Source organism: Micromonospora sp. ATLC16, from assembly GCF_057196645.1.
On sequence record NZ_JBXUOW010000122.1, the window covers coordinates 1 to 7,408 of the forward strand.

Here is a 7,408-nt window from a genome sequence, read left to right on the forward strand (position 1 = left end):
GCGCCGAGCTGGCCCGCCGGCTCGCCCGCGCTGGCGCCGAGCACCTGGTGCTCACCAGCCGGCGTGGTCCGGCCGCGCCGGGGGCGGCCGCCCTCGAGACCGAGCTGACCACGCTCGGCGCCCGGGTCACCGTCGCGGCCTGCGACGTGGCCGACCGGGCGCAGCTCGCCGCGCTGCTCGACCGGTTGTCCGCCGACGGCGACCCGGTCCGCTCGGTGTTCCACGTCGCGGGTGACGTCTCGCTGGTGAAGCCGCTCACCGACACCACCGCCGCCGACCTGGAGCGGGTCGTCGCCGGCAAGGACGCCGGCGCCCTGCACCTGCACGAGCTGCTGACCGGCCCGCTCGACGCCTTCGTCCTGTTCTCCTCGATCACCGGGGTGTGGGGCAGTGGATACCAGAGCGCCTACTCCGCGGCGAACGCCTACCTCGACGCGCTCGCCGAACACCGCCACGCCCGGGGACTGCCGGCGCTGTCGGTGCAGTGGGGTCCGTGGGCGGCCGGACAGGCCCACGACGCGCACGAGGACGAGCTGGCGCGCCGCGGCCTACGGCTGATGCCCGTCGAGCCGGCCCTGGCCGAGCTGGACCGGGCGCTCGGCGCGGGCACGCCCACCGCCGTGGTGGCCGACGTGGACTGGTCGCTGTTCACCCCGGCGTACGCCATCGCGCGTCCCCGGCCCCTGCTGCACGAGCTGCCCGAGGCGCAGCAGGCCCTGCAGCCGGCCGAGTCGTCGCCGACGCCGGCCGGGGAACGCCGCGACGACCTGCACCGGGCGCTGCTCGCCGTGGAGCCGGGCCGCCGCCGCCGCGATCTGCTGCTGCGCCGCTGCCGCGAGGAGGTCGGCCGGGTGCTCAAGCAGGCCCCGGACCGGGTGGACACCAGCATCCCCCTCGCCGGCATGGGCTTCGACTCCCTGCTCTCGCTGGAGTTGCGCAGGCGACTGGAGACGCTCGTCGGCACCCCGCTGTCGGCCACGCTCGCCTGGCGGTACCCCACCGTGGACGCGCTCGCGCCGTTCCTCGCCGAGCAGATGGGGATACCCCTGGACGCGGTGCCCGCCGACGACACCACGCTGCCCGCACCGCCCGTACCGCCCGCGGCGTCCGAGCCGGTCCTCGACGTCGACGCGCTGAGCGACAGCGACGTCGAGGCGCTGCTCCTGCAACGCCTCCAGTCCATCGAGGGGACCCGCCATGACACCGCCGACGAAAGAGCCTGAGATGACCGCTGCGGACACCTCTGCCGCCACGTTGAAGCGCGCCCTCGTGGCGATCGACCAGCTGCAACGCGAACTGGCCGCGGCCCGCGAACAGCGGACCGAGCCGATCGCCGTGGTGGGCCTCGGCTGCCGCTTCCCAGGGGGCGTGGTGGACGCCGACTCGTACTGGCGTCTGCTCTCCCAGGGCGTGGACGCGATCCAGGAGACCCCGCCGGACCGCTGGAACGTCGACGCCTTCTACCAGAGCGAGGTGGGCCGTCCGGGGACGATGACTACCCGCTGGGGCGGCTTCCTGGACCGGATCGACGAGTTCGACGCCGCGTTCTTCGGCATCTCGCCGCGCGAGGCCGAAGCGATGGACCCCAACCAGCGACTGGTACTGGAGGTCGCCTGGGAGGCGCTGGAGCACGCCGGCCACGCCCGGCTGGCCGGCAGCCGCACCGGCGTGTTCATCGGCGTGCTCGGCAACGACTACGCGCTCCGCAACTTCCGCCGGCCGGACGAGATCACGCCGTACGTGATGACCGGCAACGCGCACAGCATCGTCTCCGGCCGGCTCGCCTACCTGCTCGACCTGCGCGGCCCCGCGGTGTCGGTCGACACCGCGTGCTCCTCCTCGCTGGTCTCGGTGCACCTGGCCTGCCAGAGTCTCCGCTCCGGCGAGTGCGACACGGCCCTGGCCGGGGGAGTGAACGTGCTGCTCTCCCCGCTTCCAACGATCGGCTTCTCGCAGTTCGGGATGATGGCGCCGGACGGCCGGTGCCGGACGTTCGACGCCGCGGCGAACGGTTTCGTCCGCGGCGAGGGGTGCGGCATGGTGGTGCTCAAGCGCCTCTCCGACGCGCTCGCCGCCGACGACGACGTGCTGGCCGTGATCCGCGGCGGCGCGATGAACCAGGACGGCCGCAGCACCGGCCTCACCGCCCCCAACGTCATGTCCCAGCGTGACCTGCTGCGCCGCGCCCTGGACGGGGCGGGCGTCCGGGCGGACCAGGTCTCCTACGTCGAGGCGCACGGCACCGCCACGACCCTGGGCGACCCCATCGAGGCCGAGGCGCTGGCCGAGGTCTACCCGGCGGAACCGGGCGCGGAGTGGCACCTGGGCTCGGTGAAGACGAACTTCGGCCACCTGGAGGCGGCGGCCGGGGTGGCCGGGCTGATCAAGGTGATCTTGGCGCTGCGCCATCGGGCGATCCCCGCCCACCTGCATTTCGAGCGGCTGAGCCCGCTCATCGGCGTGGACCGTCCGCCGTTCACCGTGCCGACCCGGCTCACCGAGTGGGCACCCCGCGACGGCCGCCGGATCGCCGGCGTGAGCAGCTTCGGGCTCAGCGGCACCAACGTCCACCTGCTCGTCGAGGAGGGCCCGCGACGGCAGCCGGTGGAGGCCGACGACCGCCGGCCGATGTCCGTTCTCGCGCTGTCGGCCCGCAGCGAGGAGGGCCTGCGCGCGCTCGTCGCCCGGCACCGCGAGGTGCTCGCCGCCACGCCGGCGCGGGTGGCGGACCACTGCTGGTCGGCCAACACGGGACGGATGCACTTCGCCCACCGGCTCGCGGTGGTGGGACGTACCGCCGAGGAGCTGGACGCGGCGCTCGCCGGGGCGACGGAGCAGCCCGCACCCGCCGCGGCCCGCGACCCCGAGGTGGCGTTCCTGTTCAGCGGCGACGGCGCCGCACGCCCCGGCATGGCCCGCGCCCTGTACGAGACCTCCGTGGTGTTCCGGGAGGCGATCGAGCGGTGCCACGAGCTGCTGACCGAGCCGCTGCTGCCGGTGCTGTTCCCGGAGCGACCGGACGCGGCCGACCTCCGCCGTCCGACCCGGGCGCAGCCGGCGTTGTTCGCCGTGCAGTACGCGCTCGCCCAGCTGTGGCGCTGCTGGGGGGTGGAACCGGCCGCGGTGCTCGGCCACGGCTTCGGCGAGGTGGCGGCGGCCTGCACCGCCGGAGCGCTCAAACTGGAGGGAGCGCTGCGACTGGTGACCGAGCGGGCGCGACTGGCCGAGGCGGGGACCCCGCGGCTCGACGCGTTCCGCCGGGCGGTGGCCGAGATCGGCCAGGCTCCGCCGCGCATCCTGTTCGTGTCCAGCCTGACCGGTGAACTGCAGCCCTGGGACCGCGCGCCGGGAGCCGAGCACTGGAGCGGGCTGGCCGGGGGAGCGGTGCGCTTCGCCGACGCCGTGGCGACGCTGCGCGGTACCGGGCACCACCGCTTCCTCGAGATCGGCCCGGACGCCACCTTGCTCGACGACCTCGGCCCGGGCGACGACCTGCTGCGCCTGCCCAGCCTGCGGGCGGGTGCGGACGACTGGGAGACCATGCTGGGCACGCTCGCCGAGCTGTACCGGCAGGGCACCGACGTGGACTGGCGCGGGTTCGACCGCGGCTACCGGCGTACCCGGGTGCCGGTGCCGACCACGCCGTTCGTCCGGACCCGGCACTGGTACGAGTCGGCGGAGGAGACCGACCTGCCCGCGCCGCCGCCCGCCGCGCAGGCCGACCAGTCGCCGGCCGGGGGACCGTTGCTCACCCGGGAGGCGCTACTGGCGCTGCCACCGGCCGAGCGCTTCGACGTCCTCGCCGGGCAGCTCGCCCGCGGTGTCGGCGCTGCGCTGAGCTCCCGCTCCGCCACGCGCCGCAGGTCAGCCGTCGCGGCCGTCCGGGTCGGGCTCGATCAGCCGTTCCTGGAGCTAGGCATGGACTCGCTGATGGCGATGGGGCTGCGCAACCAGATCCGCACCCAGTTCGGCGTCACGCTGCCCATCGCCGGGCTGCTGCAGGGAGCGTCGGTCCGCCGGGTGGCGGAACAGATCCTGACCCTGCTGGGCGACCCGGCCAGCGACGCCCCGACGGCCAGCGACGCGGCCAGCGACGGTCCGACGGCCGGTGGTCCGGCCAGTGAGGACCCGACGGACGCGCTGCTCGCCGAGCTGGAACGTCTGCCCGCCGACGAGCTACAGGCCCTGCTCGCCGAGGAGGACGGCCGATGAGCCTGCGCGAACGGCTGGCCGGCCTCTCGCCGGAACAGCGTGCCCGCCTGGCGAGGCGTCTCGCTGATCGGGAGAAGACCTATCCGCTCTCGGCCATGCAGCGCCGCCTGTGGTTCCTCGAGCGGCTCAACCCCGGCACCACCGCCTACCTGATACCGGCCGCCGTCCGGCTGTGCGGTCCGCTCGACCGCACGACGCTGCGCGCCGCCGTCGCGGACCTGGTAGCCCGGCACGAGTCGCTGCGTACCACGGTGGTCGAACGCGACGGCGAACCGGTCCAGGTGGTGGCGCCGAGCGTGACCATCGACGTCGGTGAGGAGGATCTGCGCGGCGCGCCCGACCACGTCCTCACGGACCGGGTGACCGCGGCCGTCACCACACCGCTCGACCTGGCGACCGGGCCGCTGATGCGGCTGCGGCTGCTACGGGTCGCCGACGAGGAACACCACCTGATCGTCGTCCTGCACCACATCCTGGCCGACGGATGGTCGGTGAGCGTGCTGTTCGCCGAGTTCGCCGCGCTCTACGCCGGGTACCGCGAGGGCCGCCCGGCCGCACTGCCACCCCTGCCGATCCAGTACGGCGAGGCCCTGCAACACGAACCGACCGACGTCGACGACCTGCGCTACTGGACCGCACGGCTGGCCGGCGCGCCACAGGTGCTCGAACTGCCGCTGGACCACCCGCGCCGACCCGTCACCTCGTCGCACGGCGACTCCTGGCACTTCGACCTCCCGGCTGCCGCGCTCCGGGACCTCGTCGCCGTCGGGCGGGCGCGCGACGCCACACCGTTCATGGTGCTGTTCGCCCTGTTCCAGATCCTGCTGCACCGCTACACCGGGCAGGACGACCTGGTCGTCGGTGTCCCGGTCGCCAACCGGGAACGGGCCGGGCTGGAAGGACTGATCGGCTTCTTCGTCAACACCCTGCCGATCCGTACCGACCTCACCGGCGACCCGAGCTTCGCCGAGCTGCTCGACCGGGTCCGGGACGCCTGCCTGGAGGCGTACGTCCACCAGCAGGTTCCCTTCGACCGGCTGGTGGAGGAGGTGAAACCGGCCCGCGACCTCAGCCGGCCCCCGCTGGTGCAGGTCAGCTTCGCCTACCAGACCCAGCCGGTGCCGACCGTCGAGGTGGCCGGACTGCGGATCGCCCGGCTTCCGCTGCGCAGCCGGGCGGCGCGGTTCGATCTGGAACTGCAGCTCGTCGACGACGCCGACCTCGGCGTGAACGCGCTGATCGAGTACAACAGCGACCTGTTCGACGCCGCGACCATCGAGCGGATGGCCGGCCACCTGAGCCGGCTCGCCACCGCCGCGGCGACCGACCCCCACGCCCCGATCGGGGCGCTGCCGCTGCTCGGCGACGAGGAACGGGCCGCGCTGCTGGCCCTGGGCGCGGACAGCCGGCGCGACTGGCCGGCCGGCGACCCGACGCACCAGCGGATCGCCCGCCGGGCGCGCGAGACGCCCGAGGTTGAGGCGATCCGCTTCGAGGACCGCCCCCTCACCTACGCCGAGGTGGACCGGCGCGCCAACCAGCTCGCGCACTGGCTACGCGGGCGAGGTGTCGGCCGCGACGTGCTGGTCGGCCTCTGCCTGCGGCGTTCGCCGGAGACGGTCATCGCCATCCTCGCCGTACACAAGGCGGGCGGCGCCTACCTGCCGCTGGACCCGGACTACCCGCGCGCCCGGCTGAAGTTCATGCTCGACGACTCGCGGGCGCCGTTGGTGCTCACGGAGTCCGCGGTACGCGACCGGGTGCCGGCCGGGGCCGCCGTCGTGGCGTGCCTGGGCGCGATCGAGGGCGAGCTGACGGGGCAGCCGGTGCAGCCGCCCGCCGTTGACGTCGCCGACGAGGACCTCGCGTACGTGATCTACACGTCCGGGTCGACCGGCCGCCCCAAGGGCGTGCAGATACCGCACCGGGCATTGGGCAACTTCCTGCGTTCCATGCGGGAGCGGCCGGGGATCGACCGCGACGACGTGCTGCTCGCCGTCACCAGTCTCTCCTTCGACATCTCGGTGCTCGAGCTGCTGCTGCCGCTGACGACCGGTGCCCGCGTGGTGCTGGTGCCGCGCACGGTGGCCGCCGACGGCCAGGAGCTGGCGCGGGTACTGGACCGGACCGGCGCCACGATCATGCAGGCCACGCCGTCGACCTGGCGGATGCTCGTCGAGTCCGGCTGGGCGGGCTCGCCGCGACTGCGCATGCTGTGCGGCGGCGAGGCCCTGCCGCCGGGCCTGGCCGCCGCGCTGCGCCCGCGCGGTGCGCAGCTGTGGAACATGTACGGCCCGACCGAAACCACCGTCTGGTCCGCGGTCGGACAGGTCGGTGCCGGTCCGATCCTGCTCGGCGAGCCGGTGGCCAACACCGACCTGCACGTCCTCGACCGGCGAGGGCAGCTGGTGCCACCCGGCGTTCCCGGCGAGCTGTACATCGGCGGCACCGGGCTGGCACGCGGGTACCTGCACCGCCCCGACCTCACCGCCGAGCGCTTCGTCGAGCTGGCCACCCCGGCCGGCCGGTTCTACCGCACCGGCGACCTGGTACGCCGTCGCGCCGACGGCGGCCTGGAGTTCCTGGGCCGGATCGACCACCAGGTGAAGGTCCGCGGATTCCGCATCGAGCTCGGCGAGATCGAGGAGGTGCTGGCCGCCCATCCGGCGCTCGGCGCGGCAGTGGTGACCGCCCGCGAGCACGCCGGCGACACCCGGCTGGTGGCCTACCTCGCCGCCGCCGACGTGCCCGCCGCCCAGCTTGTGGCGTTCCTGCGCGAGCGGCTGCCGGAGTACATGGTGCCCTCGGCCTTCGTGCACCTGGCGGCGTTCCCGCTCACCCCGAACGGCAAGATCGACCGGGCCGCGCTGCCCGAGCCGGAGTACGGCCGCTCCGGATCGGAGACCCCCTACCGGGCCCCGCGTGACCCGCTGGAGCACCTGGTCGCCGAGGTCTTCGCCCAGCTGCTCGGCATCGAGCGGCTCGGTCTCGACGACGACTTCTTCGCCCTCGGCGGTCACTCCCTGCTGGCCACCCGGGTCGTGACGCGGCTGCGCCCGGTCGTCGGCATGGAGCTGCCGCTGCGGGTGGTCTTCGAGCACCCGACCGTCGCCGCCCTCGCCGCCCAGCTGCGCGAGCGCGGCGCGCGGCCGACGACCGGCCCGGTGACCGGCGCACCGGTCGTGCCGCGCCGCGC

At 74.4% G+C, this 7,408-nt stretch carries 3 protein-coding genes; all 3 read left to right on the forward strand.

Annotation, left to right across the window (positions count from 1 at the left end):
* On the forward strand, nucleotides 1-1,223 hold a 1,223-nt coding region (locus AC2CHE_RS26195), incomplete at its 5' end, for a beta-ketoacyl reductase (protein ID WP_484507506.1).
* 1 nt (nucleotide 1,224) lies between these two features.
* Nucleotides 1,225-4,212, forward strand: a complete 2,988-nt coding sequence (locus AC2CHE_RS26200) for a type I polyketide synthase (RefSeq protein WP_484507507.1) — start codon at nucleotides 1,225-1,227, stop codon at nucleotides 4,210-4,212.
* Nucleotides 4,209-7,408 (forward strand): amino acid adenylation domain-containing protein (locus tag AC2CHE_RS26205; RefSeq protein ID WP_484507508.1); only part of this gene is annotated, 3,200 nt, incomplete at its 3' end. The genes AC2CHE_RS26200 and AC2CHE_RS26205, both read left to right, overlap by 4 nt.